Origin of the sequence: Pseudoduganella flava, from assembly GCF_007830495.1 — a bacterium.
In the GTDB taxonomy this organism is placed as follows: domain Bacteria; phylum Pseudomonadota; class Gammaproteobacteria; order Burkholderiales; family Burkholderiaceae_D; genus Rugamonas; species Rugamonas flava.
On sequence record NZ_VLKW01000003.1, the window covers coordinates 526,050 to 543,305 of the forward strand.

17 protein-coding genes and 1 tRNA gene are annotated in these 17,256 nt (G+C 65.0%); 9 read left to right on the top strand and 9 right to left on the bottom strand.

The window, feature by feature from the left end; genetic code table 11:
* Window positions 1-117: 117 nt before the first annotated feature.
* Entirely contained in the window at window positions 118-2,034 is a 1,917-nt protein-coding gene (locus IP92_RS10525) for an AAA family ATPase (RefSeq protein WP_145874491.1), read from the top strand.
* Window positions 2,035-2,103: 69 nt separating this feature from the next.
* Here IP92_RS10525 and IP92_RS10530 read toward each other — a convergent pair whose 3' ends face one another.
* On the bottom strand, window positions 2,104-2,580 hold the full coding sequence (locus IP92_RS10530; RefSeq protein WP_145874492.1) for a hypothetical protein: 477 nt from the start codon (window positions 2,578-2,580) through the stop codon (window positions 2,104-2,106).
* A gap of 445 nt (window positions 2,581-3,025) precedes the next feature.
* Here IP92_RS10530 and IP92_RS10535 point away from each other — a divergent pair, with 445 nt between their 5' ends.
* Entirely contained in the window at window positions 3,026-3,631 is a 606-nt protein-coding gene (locus IP92_RS10535) for a hypothetical protein (protein ID WP_145874493.1), read from the top strand.
* 9 nt (window positions 3,632-3,640) lie between these two features.
* The gene (locus tag IP92_RS10540; protein ID WP_145874494.1) at window positions 3,641-4,228 is read left to right on the top strand and encodes a hypothetical protein; all 588 of its coding nucleotides are present in this window, start codon (window positions 3,641-3,643) and stop codon (window positions 4,226-4,228) included.
* 59 nt (window positions 4,229-4,287) lie between these two features.
* Here IP92_RS10540 and IP92_RS10545 read toward each other — a convergent pair whose 3' ends face one another.
* Window positions 4,288-6,252, bottom strand: a complete 1,965-nt coding sequence (locus tag IP92_RS10545) for an APC family permease (protein WP_145874495.1) — start codon at window positions 6,250-6,252, stop codon at window positions 4,288-4,290.
* A gap of 150 nt (window positions 6,253-6,402) precedes the next feature.
* Between IP92_RS10545 and IP92_RS10550 the strand changes: the two genes are divergently transcribed.
* Window positions 6,403-6,487 (top strand) — tRNA-Leu (locus IP92_RS10550).
* A gap of 103 nt (window positions 6,488-6,590) precedes the next feature.
* Here the strand turns inward: IP92_RS10550 and IP92_RS10555 are convergent.
* The 6 genes from IP92_RS10555 to IP92_RS10580 form a co-directional block, all read right to left on the bottom strand.
* Window positions 6,591-7,007 (bottom strand): hypothetical protein, encoded by a 417-nt coding sequence (locus IP92_RS10555; RefSeq protein ID WP_145874496.1) that lies wholly within the window; start codon window positions 7,005-7,007, stop codon window positions 6,591-6,593.
* A gap of 137 nt (window positions 7,008-7,144) precedes the next feature.
* Window positions 7,145-8,284 carry an MFS transporter gene (locus tag IP92_RS10560; RefSeq protein ID WP_145874497.1) on the bottom strand — a complete coding sequence of 380 codons (1,140 nt, stop codon included), beginning with the start codon at window positions 8,282-8,284 and terminating at the stop codon, window positions 7,145-7,147.
* Window positions 8,281-9,051: a DeoR/GlpR family DNA-binding transcription regulator gene (locus tag IP92_RS10565; protein ID WP_145874498.1), complete on the bottom strand. Its 771-nt coding sequence runs from the start codon at window positions 9,049-9,051 to the stop codon at window positions 8,281-8,283. The genes IP92_RS10560 and IP92_RS10565 overlap by 4 nt, the downstream gene beginning before the upstream one ends.
* 81 nt (window positions 9,052-9,132) lie before the next feature.
* The gene (locus tag IP92_RS10570; RefSeq protein WP_145874499.1) at window positions 9,133-9,486 is read right to left on the bottom strand and encodes a hypothetical protein; all 354 of its coding nucleotides are present in this window, start codon (window positions 9,484-9,486) and stop codon (window positions 9,133-9,135) included.
* 95 nt (window positions 9,487-9,581) lie between these two features.
* A complete protein-coding gene (locus IP92_RS10575) occupies window positions 9,582-9,815 on the bottom strand; it encodes a hypothetical protein (RefSeq protein ID WP_145874500.1) in 234 nt (77 codons plus the stop codon).
* Window positions 9,812-10,042, bottom strand: a complete 231-nt coding sequence (locus tag IP92_RS10580; RefSeq protein WP_145874501.1) for a hypothetical protein — start codon at window positions 10,040-10,042, stop codon at window positions 9,812-9,814. Before IP92_RS10580 ends, IP92_RS10575 begins: the two co-directional genes overlap by 4 nt.
* 171 nt (window positions 10,043-10,213) lie before the next feature.
* Here IP92_RS10580 and IP92_RS10585 point away from each other — a divergent pair, with 171 nt between their 5' ends.
* From IP92_RS10585 to IP92_RS10605, 5 genes are all read left to right on the top strand, one after another.
* Window positions 10,214-10,945 carry a FadR/GntR family transcriptional regulator gene (locus tag IP92_RS10585; protein ID WP_199271939.1) on the top strand — a complete coding sequence of 244 codons (732 nt, stop codon included), beginning with the start codon at window positions 10,214-10,216 and terminating at the stop codon, window positions 10,943-10,945.
* A 190-nt stretch (window positions 10,946-11,135) separates the two neighbouring features.
* Window positions 11,136-12,047, top strand: a complete 912-nt coding sequence (gene kdgD / locus IP92_RS10590; protein ID WP_145874503.1) for a 5-dehydro-4-deoxyglucarate dehydratase — start codon at window positions 11,136-11,138, stop codon at window positions 12,045-12,047.
* A gap of 10 nt (window positions 12,048-12,057) precedes the next feature.
* Window positions 12,058-13,638 carry an aldehyde dehydrogenase (NADP(+)) gene (locus tag IP92_RS10595; protein WP_229418716.1) on the top strand — a complete coding sequence of 527 codons (1,581 nt, stop codon included), beginning with the start codon at window positions 12,058-12,060 and terminating at the stop codon, window positions 13,636-13,638.
* Entirely contained in the window at window positions 13,638-14,522 is an 885-nt protein-coding gene (locus IP92_RS10600; protein WP_145874504.1) for an SMP-30/gluconolactonase/LRE family protein, read from the top strand. The genes IP92_RS10595 and IP92_RS10600 overlap by 1 nt, the downstream gene beginning before the upstream one ends.
* A 223-nt stretch (window positions 14,523-14,745) precedes the next feature.
* Window positions 14,746-15,297, top strand: coding sequence for a PEP-CTERM sorting domain-containing protein (locus IP92_RS10605; protein ID WP_145874505.1), 552 nt, complete (start codon window positions 14,746-14,748; stop codon window positions 15,295-15,297).
* Between the two features lie 13 nt (window positions 15,298-15,310).
* On the opposite strand, the gene IP92_RS10610 is transcribed toward IP92_RS10605, so the two are convergent.
* A complete protein-coding gene (locus IP92_RS10610; RefSeq protein ID WP_199271940.1) occupies window positions 15,311-17,182 on the bottom strand; it encodes a hypothetical protein in 1,872 nt (623 codons plus the stop codon).
* Window positions 17,183-17,256 lie beyond the last annotated feature (74 nt).

Sequence of the window (17,256 nt, forward strand, 5' to 3'; positions counted from 1 at the left end):
GGCAGTGCCTCGCTTCGCGTGCCGGACCATCAGTGGTGCCATGCGCCCCATCAACGCGCATCCAGCCCCACGAATTCACGACATCCGTGTCACTACTGTATTTGTTGAGTCTGCCACATGTTCAATCTTTACAAACTTCAGCTTGCGCTCAAGAACAACTGGGTGCGTCTCGCCCTGGTCGTGCTGGCCGTTGCAGCCGTGGTTTTCGCCGTCGTCCGTACCGAGGTCGCGCAGGACAATAACCCGGTGGTGCGTTCCCAGAACATCTCGGAGATCACCGCCCTGGTCGGCCAGCGCGCACGGCTGGAGTACCTGCTGATCGCCCGTCCGCTGTCGGACGCCCCCCGCTACATCTACAAGTTCAAGGATGCGCCGCAGCTGCACGTGGTGAAGGTGCCGAGCACCTCGCACGTGAACCTGGAGCGCGAAGTGCTGCTGCGGAACGCCCTGCCGTACGCGATCGCACAGGAAGAATACCTATCCAAGCACAAGGCTGTGCTGCTGGACGACGGCGGCACGATGGCCGGCGTGACGGCATTCGTGCAGCGCCACGCGTTCGACATCTTCGTCGTCGCGCTGATGCTGTTCATGCTGAAGTTCGGCCTGCCGGGCATGGGCGGCGCGTCCGCATCGATCGTCACTCCGGACAAGCTGAAAGGCTCGATGGACGACCTGATCGGCATGGAAGACATCAAGCAGGAAGTGCTGCACCTGGAAGACATGATCCGCAACCGCGAAGTCTACAAGCAGCACAACATCGACAAGCCGTTCAACGTGATGCTGACGGGCCCCGCCGGTACCGGCAAGACGAAGCTGGCCGGCTACCTGGCCAAGCGCCTGGGCTACCCGCTGATCTCGGCCTCCGGCTCCGCACTGGAATCGGGCTACATCGGCGGCGGTTCCAAATCGCTGAACGCGCTGTACCGCAAGGCTGCCGCGCGCGGCAACTGCATCATCTTCCTGGACGAGGCACAGGCGCTGTTCATGCCGCGCGGCCGCGGCGAGAAGAAGTGGGAAGACGATACGGCGAACACGCTGCTGGGCCTGTTGGACGGCGTCAAGAGCGACGAAGGCAAGGGCGTGATCTGGGTCGTGGCCTCGAACTTCGACGACAACAGCACGCAGATGGACGAAGCCATGCTGCGCCGCTTCTCCGTGAAGATCAACTTCCGCCTGCCGAACAAGGCCGAGCGCAAGGAGCTGCTGGGCTCGTTCCTGAAGCGCAAGGAAGACGGCCTCGTCGACTGGAACGACATGGACCTGGACCAGGTGGCCGAGATCACGCAGAACCTGTCGCCGGCGCTGCTGGAAACGGTGGTCGACCGCGCCTCGCTGCTGTCGATCCAGGAGAAGCAGGTGATCAACACGGCGCTGATGTTCCGCGCCTTCGAGCGTGCGACGATCGGCCTGACCGACCGCGCCACGACGGCCGAGAAGACCCGCCAGCGCGAGCGCATCGCACTGCACGAGCTGGGCCACTTCTTCATGCAGATCGACCCGTACCTGCGCGAAGGCATGTCGCTGGCCGATGTGAAGGAAAAGTCGCACCTGCTGAAGATCAGCACGGAATCCGTGTCGAAGCTGAACGCGCTGGGCTATGTGCTGTCGGCTGGCGACGACATGTCGCTGCGTACGCTGGAAGAGATGGAACGCGACGTGATGCAGCTGTACGGCGGCGTTGCGGCGGAAGAGCTGTTCTACGGCGCCCGCGGCATTTCGGTGGGCAGCCAGAACGACATCCAGAAGGCGACCTCGATGCTGGACATGATGGTCAACCGCCTGTCGATGTATTCGCGCTCGAAGCTGGACTACAGTCAGTTCAAGAGCGAGACGTCGGGCGAGCACACGCTGGTGCAGGTGGAAGCGAAGGCGGATGAGCTGTACAGCCACACGCTGAAGTCGATCGGCGACTACCGCGCCGTGATGGAATCGCTGAAGGACGTGCTGATGGAACGCTACGTGCTCACGAAGGACGACGTGTTCGCGCTGCTGGAAGAGCGCCTCGACCCGGCACCGCTGCGCCTCGCCGCATAAGCGCTGTTCGCTGCCGCATACGACAAGGCCCACATCGTTGTGGGCCTTTTGTCGTTTACGCTCATCGCATCAACGGCGCGCGATCATCTGCACGTTCACTTGCGATGCCGCGACCTTGGCGGCGGGCAGGCGCTCGAAGTTGTCGATCACGACTTCCTCGCCATCGTTACGGAACTGCAGCTGGGTACCGGAGTCGGTGACGAACTGGCCGGGACCGATCGGACGCAGCTTGGTCGAGATGCCCACCGGGCCTTTGCTCTCGTCGCGTTGCAGCGCCGCCAGGGAGCTCTTCAGCTGCACGAAGTAATGGTTGCCCTGCTGGGTGAACTTGGCGACCTGGCCGTTGCTGAGCCTGTAGGTGTTCGCATAGTCAGCGAATTCGTTCGCCTGCATCGCGTAGGTGCTCGCTGTAGTCGCGGTGGTCGCGGTGCGGGCCGCCTTGACGGGCACGGTGGGCGCGTCGTTCTGGGCGTGGGCCGCGGCGGGAACGAGGGCGGCGACGAGGATGCTGACGGCGGCGGAAGCGCTGATAAACGAGTTTTTCATCTTTCTCTCCAAAGTGGTTGCCTGGTCGTCGCCGCCTCTCAGTAATGTGCGGCAACGGTGCTAAGGTAACAAAGGCAACTTGGGGAGGGGGGCGTAAAGCGACGAAGTGCCGAAAACGCGGGATGAAATGCAGGCGGCTCCGGACGGAATGCTGTGGCGAGTTCAAAGTCCTCGGTGCTGCTCCCGGGCGCGGTCACGAGGCAATTTCCTGGTGAAGCCAAGGGCGAAACGCGGCCATGCCCGCTCGGCGACTCCGCTCAGGACGCTCGCAGTCGGGGATCGCACAGGCACGCCGACGAGTTGAACCCCGGTGCCATCCGGTGCGTCTGACGCACGCCTTGGGATGGGCATATGTTCTGACGGACAGATCGTGACATTCGGTGACTTTTGCCGGGTAGTGCGCGTGATAAAATTTCAATATATCAACTTTCGATTCCATTTCTCAATGAAAATCATCGCTCTTCTCAAGCGTTTTTCCATCGTTGCCGCGCTGGCCGGCACGACCTTGCTGACCGGCTGCGCAACGACGTATGTCGACACCATGACGAAGGAAGTGGCTGCTTCTGAATACAGGAAGCCTACACAGGCCAAGCCTGTAACGGTGTCGTTCGAGTTTCAGACCAACGGCGCGCCCAACAGCCGTGCAACGGAGTTCCTGAAAGCCCAGGTTACCGACCAGCTGGAAAACAGCGGCTTGTTCGCCACCGCTTCGGGCACGCCCGGCGCCGGCCAGCTGCAAGTCGTCCTCAACAACGTGCCGCTGCAAGGCCAGAACGCTGCCGCCGCCGGCTTTGTCACCGGGTTGACCTTTGGCGCCGTTGGCAGCACGGTTACCGACGGCTACGTGTGCACGATCTCCTATCTGCCTCCGGGCCAGGCCCAGCCGGTGAAGGTGTCCGCACGCCATGCGATTCACACGACGATGGGCGCGTCCAGCGCCCCTGCGAATGCGCAGGAGTCGCCCAGCATGGAAGCCGCCGTCCGCAAGATGACACGCGACGTGGTGAGCACCGCACTGCGCGACCTGTCCAATTCCCCTAACTTCAACTGATTATCAAAGATGAATCGATTCATTCGTTTGCTGGCCATGGCCGGCGTGATGCTCGCAGCAACCCAACTGGTGGGCTGCGCCTCGGTCAAGATGGGCCAGCCTGTCGCGTCGATGGACAATACCGTCAAGATGCGTGATGGCAGCGCCAAGGCGCCAGTGGCCGTCGGAGCTTTTGCGCTGGATGCGGGCAAGCCCGCTGCGATGGACCAGTCGGTCAGTGTGCGCGGCGGAAATACCCTGGCTTCGCCGATCGACAACTCGTTCGCGCAATACCTGAAAGAGACGCTGCGTGTCGAGCTGGAAGCAGCGCAGCTGCTCGATCCCAACTCGCAAACCCGGATCGAGGGGACGCTGATGGATTCGATGCTCGATCCGGCAATGAGCATCGGCAAGGGGCACCTGCAGGCCCGCTTCGTCGTGAAGCAGGCAGGTACCGTGAAGTATGACCGCACCCTGGAAGTGAACTCGGAATGGGAGTCGTCGTTCATGGGGGCCGTCGCCATACCCGCCGCTGTACAGCATTATCAGCAGATGTACCGCAAACTGGTTAGCCAGCTGTTTGACGATCCAGATTTCCGCAAGGCCCTGGTGAAGTAAGCAGGTCATTGAAAGAGCCCGGCAATGCCGGGCTCTTTCATTCTTGGGATGGGAACGTCTTACACCTTCATCGGCAAAATCACCATCTGCAACCCCTCCAGATGCAACCGCCGCTGCACCGCCAGCGCCGCCTGGTTGTGCAGCGTGCGGATCAGCCAGTTGTCGCCGCGGGCGAAGATGAGTTTGCTGGTGAAGAAAATTGAATGGGGGAATTCGCGGCTGATCTCTTCGCACAGCCGCGTGACTTCGTCGACGGCGTCGGTACCGAAGCCCAGGTAGGACGACGCGGCCATGCCGTGGCTGTGGCAGAAGTCGACGAAGTATTCCAGCGTCTCGGCCGCTTCTTCGCGCATGTGGTCCATCGCGCCTTCGCCGCCGTACACGTGCGAATCGACCGTGCGGGCGTTCACGAACAGGAAGTTCTTGAAGTGACCGGGGAACATCCTTTGCACCCACAACAGCGCGTGCAGGCCGCCGCCCCGCGACGTGCCGACGATGAACACGGCCGTCTGGTCGTCCGGCTTCGGCTCGATCGGTTCGCGGTTCGGGCCGAACGGCTGCGTGGCGAATACGTCGTCGACGGAATGGATCGCCTGCTTCGTTTCGCGGTAGTGGTTGCGGATCCAGATGCCCATCCACGCCATCGCGGCGATGATCAGCACGGTGGTCCAGCCGCCGTCGAGGAAGCGTTCGACCAGCAGCACGATCAGGATGCCCGCACAGATGACGAAACCCAGCAGCGACAGCAGCAGCCGGCGCAGCCAGTGCGTGCCCTTCTTGCGGTTACGGGACCAGTACAGCACGAGGCCGAGCAGCGAGATCGCGAACGTCAGGAACACGGAAATCGAATACAGCACGACGAGCAAGGTCACGCTGCCCTCCGTCCAGAACAGGATCGCCAGCGCGGCAATGCCCATCACGAGGATGCCGTTCTGCGTGACGAGCCGCGTGGACAGGTAGCGGAACTTGTGCGGCACCCACGAGTCGCCCGCCATGTTCGCCAGCACGGCCGGGCCGCCGAGGAAGCCCGTATTGGCCGCGACGAACAGCAGGCCGGCCTCGAACGCCAGCACGATCGCGAGCAGTACCTGGTTCGTCACGCCGCCGTGCGGGATGGCGTTCTCGATGATGCGGCGGAACGTCGTCGCGTTCAGCGTCTCGCCGGCGATCGGCGACGCATCCCACAGCAGGTACAGCAGGATGATGCCGCTGGCGGTAACGGCCAGCGACAGCGCCATATAGATCATCGTCACCTTGCCGGTCCGCACGCGCGGCTCGGCCAGCAGGTTGATGTTGTTGGACACCGCTTCCAAGCCTGTGTACGTACCGCCGCCATGCGAGTACGCGAGCAGCAGCATGCCTGCCACGCCGGCCCAGCCGACGGTGCCGGCCAGCGACGTCGTTTCGTTCAGCGTGTTCGGCACGAGGTCCGGCAGGTGCGACGCATGCGCGGCGAGGCCGTAGACGATCAGCACGAGGTGCGTGAATACGAAGCCGAGGAAGATCGGCAGCAGGATCTGGATCGCTTCCTTCAGCCCGCGCAGGTTCATCACGATCAGCACGGCGATGAAGAACGCCTCCGCCCATATCTTGTAGGGCTGGAACCACAGCGGCATGAACGACGCGAGCGCATCAACGCCGGATGCGATCGAGATCGCGATCGTCAGCACGTAGTCGAGGATCAGCGCGCAGCCGGCGATCAGGCCGAGATACGGGCCGACCAGCTTCGTCGCGACGCGGTAGCCGCCGCCGCCGGTGGGGAACAGCTCGATCACCTGGTTGTAGGCAAGCGCGATGATGAACACGGTGACGGCTGTGGCCAGCGCCATGTACAGGCCGAGATGGGTGTGCGTGCCGAGCGCCTTGAACGTCTCTTCCGGGCCGTATGCCGACGACGACAGGCCGTCCGCCCCCAGTCCGACCCACGCCAGGAAGGCCACCAGCGCCATCGAATGCCGGGTTTCCTTGGCTAGCGGATCGAGCGCCTTGCCGAGGATGATTTCGCGGATTTTGTTGTTCTTCATGCGCCCATGGCCGGTTTGCCCGGCTGATAACGAAACAGGTCGAGATGATACGCCATCCGCCCGCCGCCGCCGTTGCCACACCGACAACCATTCCGCGGAGTAGTGAGGGTTGCCCCGGCAGTTCAAATCAGTGATAATGCACGGCGCGTCGCCGGGATGGCGGAATAGGTAGACGCACGGGACTCAAAATCCCGCGCCGCAAGGCGTACCGGTTCGATTCCGGTTCCCGGCACCATCAGCATCACAAAACTTGAAACCCGCATGTTCGCAAGGCATGGCGGGTTTTTTGTTGCCGCAAGCACGTTGTACCGCCCTCCTGACACGGCACCCGCCGCCGCTTACCCGCCCTTCTGCCGCCCCTCCCGCATCAGCGCATACCCCGTCTCCCGATCGGGAATCGCGCCCGCATGCACGAGCCGCGCGACGATGCCGCTGTCCGTGCGCCCCAGCTGCGCGGCGATGGCGCCGATCGGCGTGCCGGCCTCGAACTGCCGCAGCAAGGTATCGACGTCGTCGCCCGACCACTTCTTGCCGACGTTCGGCAGCACGACGCCGTTCCGCATCACCGGTGCACGCGGCGTTTTCGCTGGCGCCGGCGCGGCCAGCGCGCCGCGCAACGCGGTGCGCGCCAGGAACAGCGCGCGGATGACCTCCGGCGCCGTACAGGAGTCGCTGTCCGCCAATGGGTTGCCGTCGCGGGGATCGGTGCCCAGCGCCAGCTGTTCGATGATGTCCGCTGCCTGTTCCGGTGTCATGGTGTGCCCCCTTTCGCTCTGCCTGCCAACGCATGATAGCGAAGGCGCACGCGGCCGGGAGGCCGATGCGGCGCGCTGCTGGTGGGACTCAACGGCGGCGCCGATCGATGGAACGAAATCGGCAAGCGAGCTCGGCTCTATCTTCCCGCCTGCCGCACCACCCGCGCATTCAACGCGATGACGGCGCCCGCCAGCGACAGCAGCCCCAGCGCCACGGCGATATTCGTATGCGACGCGACCCAGCCAATGACGGGCGGCCCCATCAGGAAGCCCGTGTAGCCGACGGTGGCGGCCGTCGCGACACCGCCGCCGGCGGACATGCCCGGAGTCCGCGCGGCGGCCGCGAAGATCAGCGGCACGACGTTGGCGGCGCCCAGGCCCACCAGCGCGAAGCCGAACGCGGCCACGGCGTAGTGCGTGCCCAGCACGGCGATCAACAGCCCCAGCAGGATGGCGATGCCGCCGAAGACCATCACGCGCGGCGAGCCGAAGCGCACCGTCAGCCGGTCGCCGGCGAAGCGGCAGGCCGCCATCGCGATCGAAAACGCGGAGTAGCCGATTGCCGCCGAAGCTGGCGTGGCGCCGGTGCGCTCCGTCAGCAGCAGCGCGCTCCAGTCGACCAGCGCGCCTTCGACGGCCATGCACAGCAGCGCCAGCAGGCCGAGCCACAGTGCCGGGCCACGCGGCAGCGCGAAGTGCGATGCGTGGCCTGCCGCCGCCTGCGTGCTGAGCACGCGCGGCATCACGATCAGCAGCGCGACGATCGTCGCCGCGCTCGTCATCAGCGCGCCGGTGCCGTTGCCGAAGCCCCCTTCGATCAGCAGGCCGCCCAGCGCCGCGCCGACCAGGCCGCCCAGGCTGAAGAAGGCGTGGAACGACGACATCGTCGGCTTGCCGCGCGCCAGTTCCACTTCGCTGGCGTTGGCGTTCATCGATACGTCCAGCGCGCCGTTCGTGGCACCGAACAGGAACGCGGCCACGAACACGGCGACGGGGTGGCTGGTGCAGATCAGTACCGCCGTCATGGCGGCGAACGCAAATGCCGAGGCCAGCGTGGCGCGGCGCGAGCCCCAGTGGGTGGACAGCCACCCGGCCACCGGCATTGCCGCCATCGCGCCGGCGGCGATCGTCAGCAGCAGCATGCCGAGCACGCCGGTATCGAGGCCGGCGCGTGCCTGCACGACGGGCACGTGCGCCGCCCACAGGCCGATGCCGGCGCCGTTCAGCAGGAAAATGGTCGAGATGGCCCACCGGGCGCGGGAGATCGCGATGTTCATGCGTTCCCCTTCGCGGCAAGGATCAGTTCGGGGCCGCCATCGATCCGCAGCCGCTCGCGCAGGTCGGCGGGTACGTCCGCCTCCAGCGCCAGATGGTCGAGATCGGACAAAGTGCCGAGCGCGAACGGTGCAGCTGCCGTCAGCCGGTCCGTCAGCACGGCCGCCGCACGGCGTGCGCTGCCTGCCAGCATCGCACGCTTCAGAACAGCCTCCTCGCCATCGCTGGCGCTGAGCCGGTCCGGCTCCACGGCGCACAGGCCGACGATGCACAGGTCGGCGCGCAACGCCTGCACGTCCGCCAGCGTGCGCGCGCCCAGCACGGCGCCGCATTGCGCCGAGTACGTGCCGCCCAGCAGGATCACGCGGGTGCGCCGGAATTCGCCCAGCGCCAGCGCGATCTGCGGGCTGTTCGTCACGATCGCCGCCGCGCAGCCATCGTCCAGCTGGCGGGCCAGCGCGAGATTCGTGGAACCGGCATCGATCAGCACCGTGTCGCCGGGCCGCACGAGCGGACGCAGCGCTTGCGCCACCAGCGCCTTGCGTTGCTGGTCGGCGCCTTCGCGCTGGCCGAACGTGGCTTCCGCGCCGCGCCGCAGCGCGCCGCCGTGCACGCGACGCAGCAGGCCGGCGAGGTCGAGATCACGCAGGTCGCGGCGGATCGTGTCCTCCGACGTATCGAACCGGCGCGCCAGTTCGGCTGCCAGCACCTTTCCTTCGTTATCGACGGCCTCGAGGATGAGGCGGCGCCGTTCGTCAGCTAATTGCATGAGTCCTCCTGGTTTTTGCGATATCGTACAGCAAAAACGCAAAAACACGTAAACTCACGCACAAAGACGCAGAAACATGCATCATCGGTCCTTGTAGGGGGCAGCGCGTAAGGTATCGGGGAGCAGCTCGCCCGGACTGGTATCGATCTCGCACAGCCACGACTGCGCGTATTCGACGGTTTCGCCGTGGCGGTTGCGGATGCGTTCGAAGCCGGTCAGCGTGAAGCGGTTGTCGCCGCACCACAGGATGCGGGGGTCGATCAGCGTTTCGCGGATCACCTGCGAGCCGTGCTCCATCAGCCGTGCCAGCTTGACGGGCCGGCGCAGGCCCTGGTCGTCCGTATCGAGGATGCGCAGGTCGCCGAACCGCGGCGCGGAGCGGTCGCCCAGCACGCGGCTGGGCAGCGAAACGCCGCCCATGCGCAGCTTGACCATTTTTATTCTCATGCTTGCACGCTAGAAATAGTACTGTATGTTTATACAGTATACCAGGCGCAAGCGGGAGGGTAGCGTTTTGTAAGGCGGTGTTGCTATCGTGCCAGCACAGCGTTGTTTTGCCGCTCCAGTTCCTGCATCCCCTTCTGGGCCTGCTCGCGCGACAGGATGACGCGCTTGCCGTCGCGGTCGGCATTCTTGCGGGGGATCAGGCTGCCGGTGGGCGTGTAGCCCTCGTCGAAGTCGGCCTGGGCCGTATCGTCGACGCCTGCCGCCGCGCAGCCGGCCAGCAGCACGGCGCTGGCGGCGAGCACCGCTGCGCGCCTCATTTGCTGCCCAGCGCGTTGCCCATCGCCTGGACATCCTGCAACATCTTGCCGGCGTCGTCGCGCGACAGGATGACCCGCTTGCCGTCCTTGTCGACGTTCTTGCGGGGGATATTGCTGCCGGTGGGCGTATAGGTATCGCCGTCGCGGAACGCGAGATTTTCAGAGTCCGGGTTTTGCGCGGCACATGCGGACAGCAGCACAGCGGCAGCCAGTACAGCATATTTCATGGGAAGTCTCCGGTGGAGGAACGAGTAACCGAGAGTAACATCGGACGACCGGCAATGCTTCAGGATTGATGAAATCCCGACAATTTCCCGACAATTGAAGACGGGTTGCAAAGTCATCGTACAACCAGACCGTGCTGGTATAATCGGCACTTCTCGAGGACACCCATGCGCATGACCGACATCACCGCCCCCACCGCCGCCGCGCCCAAGAAGCGCTACCGCAACCTTGCCCAGGGCGTGGTTGAAAGCATCAGCGCGAGCATTCGCGACGGCGTGCTGAAGCCGGGCGAGAAACTGCCGACCGAATCGGTGATCATGGAGATGCACGGCGTGTCCCGCACCGTCGTGCGCGAAGCGATCTCGCACTTGCAGGCCGCCGGCCTCGTCGAGACCCGCCACGGCATCGGCACCTTCGTGCTGGAACCGCCGGTTGCACCGCTGATGATTTCGCCGGACACGATCCGCACGATCGAAGACGTGCTGGCGATCCTCGAACTGCGCATCAGCCTGGAGACGGAAGCGGCGTGGCTGGCCGCGTCGCGCCGCACCGACGAGCAGGCGCGCGAGATGGGCGAGGCGCTGCAGCGCATCCTGCAAGGCGGCTCCGTCGAAGCGGACGTGCAGTTCCACCTGCTGATCGCACAGGCGACGGGCAACCGTTATTTCGTCGACATCCTGACCCACCTGGGCACGACGATCATTCCCCGCGCCCGCGTCAACTCGGCCCAGCTGGCACACGACGACCCGGCCGCCTACCTGGAGCGCGTGAACCGCGAGCACGAGGACATCTACCACGCGATCCTGCGGCGCGACCCGGAAGGCGCCCGCGCGGCGATGCGCACCCACCTCTCCAACAGTCGCGAACGCCTGCGCAAGGCGCAAGTCGAAAGCGCCCCCCGCTAACTTCCTTTCGGAAAAAGTTGCTCAAAAACGGGGTCTGACCCCATTTTTGAGCAACTTTGCGAGGCGGCATCGATGCAACACCAAAACGCTTGCCCCTCGTCCGATTAGGTTGTACGATGTCATACAACGATGGCGAGGCCATCCCTCCTGTAGTTCCAACTTCAGTTCCACTCATTAAAGCGAGAGACACATGCAACCGATCGAACTCCAAAAAATCCTGAACCATGGCCTGCTGTCGTTCCCGGTCACCGACTTCGACCAGAACGGCGATTTCCGTGCGGACACGTACGCGAAGCGCCTGGAGTGGCTGGCACCGTACGGCGCATCGGCGCTGTTCGCGGCCGGCGGCACGGGTGAGTTCTTCTCGCTGACCCCGAACGAATACACGGACATCATCAAGACCGCCGTCGACACCTGCCGCGGCAAGGTGCCGATCCTGGCCGGCGCCGGCGGCCCGACCCGCGCTGCGATCGCCTACGCGCAAGAAGCCGAGCGCATCGGCGCGCAAGGCATCCTGCTGCTGCCGCACTACCTGACGGAAGCGAGCCAGGACGGCCTGGTGCGTCACGTGGAAGAAGTCTGCAAATCGGTCGACTTCGGCGTCGTCGTGTACAACCGCGGCGCGTGCCGCCTGACCCCGGACTCGCTGGAAAAGCTGGCCGACCGCAACCCTAACCTGATCGGGTTCAAGGACGGCATCGGCGACATCGAACTGATGGTCTCGATCTGGCGCCGCATGGGCGACCGCTTCAGCTACCTGGGCGGCCTGCCGACGGCCGAGGTTTACGCAGCCGCGTACAAAGCCCTCGGAGTCCCGGTATACTCGTCCGCTGTCTTCAACTTCATGCCGAAGCTGGCGATGGACTTCTACCATGCAGTCGCCAACGACGACCACGCGACCCAGAACCGTCTGATCGACGAGTTCTTCCTGCCTTACCTTGCCATCCGTAACCGCAAGGCAGGCTACGCGGTCTCGATCGTCAAGGCCGGTGCGAAGATTGCAGGCTACGATGCCGGTCCGGTGCGCGCACCGCTGACCGACCTGAACGAAGAAGAATTCGCAATGCTGGAAAAACTGATGCGTGCCCAGGGCCCGCAGTAAAGGAGAGCAAATGCAGCAGATTAAAGGTGAAATGATCATCGGCCGTTCGGCCGTCGTGGGCAAGGAAGGCGCCGTCAAGGCTGTCGATCCGTCCCGCAACGAGCAGATCGAGCCGGCCTTCGGCCTGGCCTCCACGGCCGAGCTGGAAAAGACTTGTACGCTGGCCGAACAGGCGTTCGACACGTACCGTGAGACGACGCCGGAACAGCGCGCGAAGTTCCTCGAAACGATCGCAGACCGCATCATGGACCTGGGCACCACGCTGATCGAGCGTGCGATGCAGGAAACCGGCCTGCCGCAGGCCCGCCTTGAAGGCGAACGCGGCCGCACCTGCAATCAGCTGCGCCTGTTCGCGAAAGTCGTCCGTGACGGCCGCTACCTGTCCGCCACGCTGGACTCGGCGCTGCCGGACCGTGCACCGGCCCCCCGCCCCGACCTGCGTCTGCGCAAGATCGGCCTGGGCCCGGTCGCCGTGTTCGGCGCATCGAATTTCCCGCTGGCGTTCTCCGTGGCCGGTGGCGACACCGCGTCCGCGCTGGCGGCAGGCTGCCCCGTCGTCGTGAAGGCCCACTCGGCCCACCTCGGCACGTCCGAGCTGGTGGCGAAAGCCGTGCAGCAGGCGGCGATCGAGTGCGACATGCCGGAAGGCGTATTCTCGATGCTGATCGGCGCCGGCCAGACGATCGGCCAGAACCTGGTAGCGCACCCAGCCATCAAGGCCGTGGGCTTCACCGGTTCGCGTGCCGGCGGCGTGGCATTGATGAAGACGGCCGCGGCCCGTCCGGAACCGATTCCCGTGTATGCGGAAATGAGCAGCATCAATCCGGTGTTCCTGCTGGAAGGCGCGCTGACGTCGAACGAAAAGCTGGCACAGCAGTTCGCCGATTCGGCCACCCTGGGCGCCGGCCAGTTCTGCACCAATCCGGGCCTGCTGATCGCGATCGAATCGCCGGCGCTGGACAAGTTCATCGCCGGTGCCAAGGAAGCGCTGGCCGCGAAAGGTGCGGCCACGATGCTGACCCCGGGCATCCACTCCGCCTACAACACGGGCGTGGCGAAGCTGTCGAAGGTCGAAGGCGTCAAGCTGATCGGCCAGGGCAAGACGAGCGAAGTGCCGTGCGGCGCCGTCGCCGGCCTGTACGAAACGTCCGGCGAGAACTTCCTGGCCCGTCCGGAACTGGAAGACGAGATCTTTGGCCCGACGTCGCTGCTGATCCGCTGCCGTAACGAAGCGGAGCTGGTGGCCGTGGCCGAGCACGTGGAAGGCCAGCTGACCGCTGCCGTGCACGCGACCGGCGCCGACATCGCCGTGGCGAAGAAGCTGCTGCCGACGCTGGAACGCAAGGCCGGCCGCATCCTGTTCAACGGCTTCGGCACCGGTGTGGAAGTGGCGCACGCGATGGTGCACGGCGGCCCGTTCCCGTCCACGTCCGACAGCCGCTCCACGTCGGTGGGCGCGTCCGCGATCGACCGCTTCCTGCGCCCGGTCTGCTACCAGGACGTGCCGGCCGAGCTGCTGCCTGCCGCGCTGGCCGACGGCAACCCGCTGGCCGTACCGCGCGTCGTCAACGGCGAGCTGGTGCTGAAGTAATGACGGCTGCATCGGTCGAACGGATCGATGGCGTGCGTTGCACGACGGGCGAAAGCCCGGCGTGGGACGCCGCGGCCAAGGCCTGGTACTGGGTCGACATTCCCGCGAAGCGCGTGTGGCGGCTCGATGCCGCCTCCAAGACGCGCTTCTGGGAATTGCCCGAGATGGCCGGCTGCGTCGCCCCGCGCGCGCGTGGCGGCCTGATTGCCGGCATGGAGACGGGCATGTACGACGTCGACCTGTTCGACAACGGTACCGTCGCCACGGCGCTCCTGGGCAAGCCGGCCGATCTCGGTGCCGGTATGCGCTTCAACGATGGCCGCACCGACCGGCAAGGCCGCTTCTGGAGCGGCACCATGTTCATGGACATGAGTGCCGCAAAGGATATCGGCAAGCTGTATCGCTACGATGGTCACGGCCTGTCGCAGCCGCTCGTGTCGGGGCTGCTGACGCAGAACGGCCTGTCGTGGTCCCCCGATGGCAAGACGATGTACCTGTCCGACTCGCATCCGCAGAGCCGCCTCGTGTGGGCGTTCGATTACGATGTCGCGACCGGTACGCCAAGCAACCGCCGCGTGTTCGCGAATCTCGCCGAGCACGTGGGCCGGCCGGACGGCGCCGTCGTCGATGCGGACGGCTGCTACTGGACGTGCGCGAACGATGCAGGCTGCCTGCTGCGTTTCACGCCCAGCGGCAAGCTGGATCGCCGGATCGACCTGCCGTTTGCGAAGCCGTCGATGTGCACGTTCGGCGGCGCCGACCTGCGCACGATGATCGTCACGTCGATCGTCTCCGGCAAGCCGGACGATGCCGAATGGGGCGGCAGCGTCGTGCTGCTGCGGCCCGGTGTGCAGGGCCTGGCGGACGCCGCCTGCGCATTCTGATCCGTTCACCTTCGATAAAAGCCCGTCAGTCGACGGGCTTTTTTATTTTTCGCAGCACCGACTATTACCGCTATCTTTCCGGCGCTCGGCGAAATATATAATCCGGCAGGCTTGCATTTAAAAACTGTTGCGCTCTCGTCAACCAATAAATTAAAAATAATGCAAGCATGGGATAATCTCCGCGCACATTATTGGATGTACTGACAACGACAGGAGATAACCAATGCTGAAGAAGATGGCTGTGATTGCCGCGCTGGCGGCATGCGGAATCGCCAGGGCCGAGGTGCAGGAGCTGAAGGTGGTCTACCGGGGCTTTTACGACGTGTATGCGAAGCAGTTCAAGCCGAAGTTTCTGGAAATCGCGTATTTCAATGTGGACGACCGCAATCACGATGGCACGTACTCGCTGGACGAGGTGGTCAAATTCGAATGGGGCAGCGTTCATTATGAGGGTCAGTGCTACAGCGACCCCACGGTCTGGAACTGCCTCAGCAGCTTTTCCTATACCCCTGGAAGCAACCCGTCATTCAGCGCCGGCTTCGGCGTGGCTGACGACATGTTCCCTTGGGGGCACTCGATCGTTGCGGGCGATCATGTTGAGTGGTACTCGCGCTCAGGTTCGGGATATTTGAAATGGACGGACGAGACCACGACGGAGATCATGCCTGCTTCCGCCTATGTGCCGGCCTTGCCGGAACCGTCGCAGTACGCGATGTTCGGCCTGGGCCTGGCCGGCGTGCTGGCGGCCTCGCTGCGCCGCAAGCGCGCTGCCTGAAGCGGGCGCACCGCTACTTGTAGCGGATCGCCCAGCGGATCGTCACCGGTCCGTTCATCGTGAACGGACCCAGTCCGCAACTGACCAGCGTATTCATCGGCCCATACGGCGCCTGGAACGCGGCTGCACCATTGGTCGGCTCGGCGCGGCAATCCCGCAGGCCGTCGACGCGGTACTCGGTCACGTCGCCGTCGGCAAAGCGGATCGTGTTGCCCTCCACCTGCGGCTGCGCCGAGAACGACGCGAAGTCCAGCGTCACCCGCCGCACCGGCACGGCGCCGCGCGGCGTGTAGACGTCCGTGCGCGTGACGAGTCCGGGCTCGAACGCGTAGGTCGTCGTTAGCCGGATGCGATCGTCCTTGACGGGCGCCTTGCCGCCCAGGCGCGCCAGCTCATCCTGGTGGTAGCGCACGACGTACCTGCCGCTGTCGCGGCCCTCCTCGATCCCCTTGACGTACGACGTGGCCAGGAGCTCGGTGCCGTCGGCCAGCGTGAACTTCGGCAGCAGCTGGGCATGCGCCGCGCCGCTGTCGGCGATGCCGGACACGATGCCCGGCGCGAACGGCAGCGGGTAGTACGGGCTGTTGTCGTACTGCCCTGCCCCGCCGTTCACCATCAGCAGCGAGAACACGTGCCGGCGATCGCGGAACACGGCCAGCGCGCGGTCGTACTCGCCCTGCGCGAACCACGTCAGCGCGAACGGCGGCTGGGTGCGGTCCAGCCACGCCTGCAGGTCGGCGCGCGGGGCCTTGCCGCGCATGCCCGCCTCGTTCCACAGCTCGTTCGTTGCAATCAGCTGGTGCAGCAGCGAGAAGTTCTCGCCCAGGATGCGGTGCTTGCCCCGATACGTGTCGGTGCGGCGGCCCTTGCCCCACATGTCCAGCGAATGCAGCGCGGGGTCGTACCAGAAGTCCATGTAGCGTGCCGCCACGCGGCTGGAGAACGCATACGCGTACTCCTTCTCCTCGGCGCCGAGCACGCCGAGGTAGGCGGCGATCGACAGGATTTCGACCAGCGCCGTCTCGCCGTAAGGCCCCAGCGAGCGGCCGAATGCGAAGCCCGTGCCGGCCGTGTTCATCTGCGCCAGTGCCACCGTGGCCGCCTTGCGCAGCAGGGCCTTCAGGTCGTCCGTGACGGGCAGCCCCGTCTCCACGTAGCGCTCGCAGATCTCGGCGATCAACAGGATGCTGTAGCGGTCGAAACGCCCTTCGCCCGCCGTCTCGTCGGAAAAGCCGAACTTGCCCGAATACGCCGCGTAGTGCTGCAGCATCTTCTCGAGCAGCACCTGGCTGGCGCTGGCGTCCTCCCACCCCAGCAGCATGCGCAGCCGGGCGATCGAGAAGGCCACGCCGTAGTAGTTCGTCGGCAGGTTGATGAGGTCATAGCCGGGCGTCCTGACGAACGTGCGCCAGTCCAGCCGCGCGCGCAGCTTGGCCAGCGTGGCGGGCGTGAACGCCTGCTCCAGCAAGCCGGCTTCGCGCAGCCGGTACAGCATGCCGATGTAGTAGTAGATGCCCCACGTGTGGTTGTCCATGTCCACCGTCAGGTCGGCGATGCGGCGGTACTGCGCCAGCAGCGCGGGCAGGCGCGGATCGTCGCGTGGCGTCTGCAGCAGCACATGGCCCAGGCCGGCGGCCACTTTCCCCGGCAGGAACTTGTCGCCGCTGCCGAACGCGCGCTGGCCGTCGATCGTCGTGTCCAACCCCTGTTCGGCCAGGCGGGCGAAAAACCAGTCCAGCTGGCGATAGGCGTTGCCGGCCACGGTGCGGTCCATCGGCTGCAGCGCCAGCGGCGGTTCGTAGGCGGCATACGACACCTCCGCCCATGCCGGGGCGGCGCACAGCAGCGCCGCCAGCAGGGCGGTGCGAATCGTCCTATGAGTCATCGGGTCTCCGTTTGTCTTGCTCTGTAAAACGTTTAACCTGATGGTAGAAGATTTGCTGCCGAAGGTAAAGCCAA

Coding starts and splice junctions, on each gene's coding strand:
- IP92_RS10530 (WP_145874492.1), bottom strand. CDS start 2,580: ATGAAAAACTCGTTTATCAGCGCTTCCGCCGCCGTCAGCATCCTCGTC.
- kdgD (WP_145874503.1), top strand. CDS start 11,136: ATGCAACCGATCGAACTCCAAAAAATCCTGAACCATGGCCTGCTGTCG.
- IP92_RS10600 (WP_145874504.1), top strand. CDS start 13,638: ATGACGGCTGCATCGGTCGAACGGATCGATGGCGTGCGTTGCACGACG.
- IP92_RS10555 (WP_145874496.1), bottom strand. CDS start 7,007: ATGACACCGGAACAGGCAGCGGACATCATCGAACAGCTGGCGCTGGGC.
- IP92_RS10605 (WP_145874505.1), top strand. CDS start 14,746: ATGCTGAAGAAGATGGCTGTGATTGCCGCGCTGGCGGCATGCGGAATC.
- IP92_RS10540 (WP_145874494.1), top strand. CDS start 3,641: ATGAATCGATTCATTCGTTTGCTGGCCATGGCCGGCGTGATGCTCGCA.
- IP92_RS10580 (WP_145874501.1), bottom strand. CDS start 10,042: ATGAAATATGCTGTACTGGCTGCCGCTGTGCTGCTGTCCGCATGTGCC.
- IP92_RS10585 (WP_199271939.1), top strand. CDS start 10,214: ATGACCGACATCACCGCCCCCACCGCCGCCGCGCCCAAGAAGCGCTAC.
- IP92_RS10575 (WP_145874500.1), bottom strand. CDS start 9,815: ATGAGGCGCGCAGCGGTGCTCGCCGCCAGCGCCGTGCTGCTGGCCGGC.
- IP92_RS10595 (WP_229418716.1), top strand. CDS start 12,058: ATGCAGCAGATTAAAGGTGAAATGATCATCGGCCGTTCGGCCGTCGTG.
- IP92_RS10565 (WP_145874498.1), bottom strand. CDS start 9,051: ATGCAATTAGCTGACGAACGGCGCCGCCTCATCCTCGAGGCCGTCGAT.
- IP92_RS10535 (WP_145874493.1), top strand. CDS start 3,026: ATGAAAATCATCGCTCTTCTCAAGCGTTTTTCCATCGTTGCCGCGCTG.
- IP92_RS10610 (WP_199271940.1), bottom strand. CDS start 17,182: ATGACTCATAGGACGATTCGCACCGCCCTGCTGGCGGCGCTGCTGTGC.
- IP92_RS10525 (WP_145874491.1), top strand. CDS start 118: ATGTTCAATCTTTACAAACTTCAGCTTGCGCTCAAGAACAACTGGGTG.
- IP92_RS10560 (WP_145874497.1), bottom strand. CDS start 8,284: ATGAACATCGCGATCTCCCGCGCCCGGTGGGCCATCTCGACCATTTTC.
- IP92_RS10545 (WP_145874495.1), bottom strand. CDS start 6,252: ATGAAGAACAACAAAATCCGCGAAATCATCCTCGGCAAGGCGCTCGAT.
- IP92_RS10570 (WP_145874499.1), bottom strand. CDS start 9,486: ATGGTCAAGCTGCGCATGGGCGGCGTTTCGCTGCCCAGCCGCGTGCTG.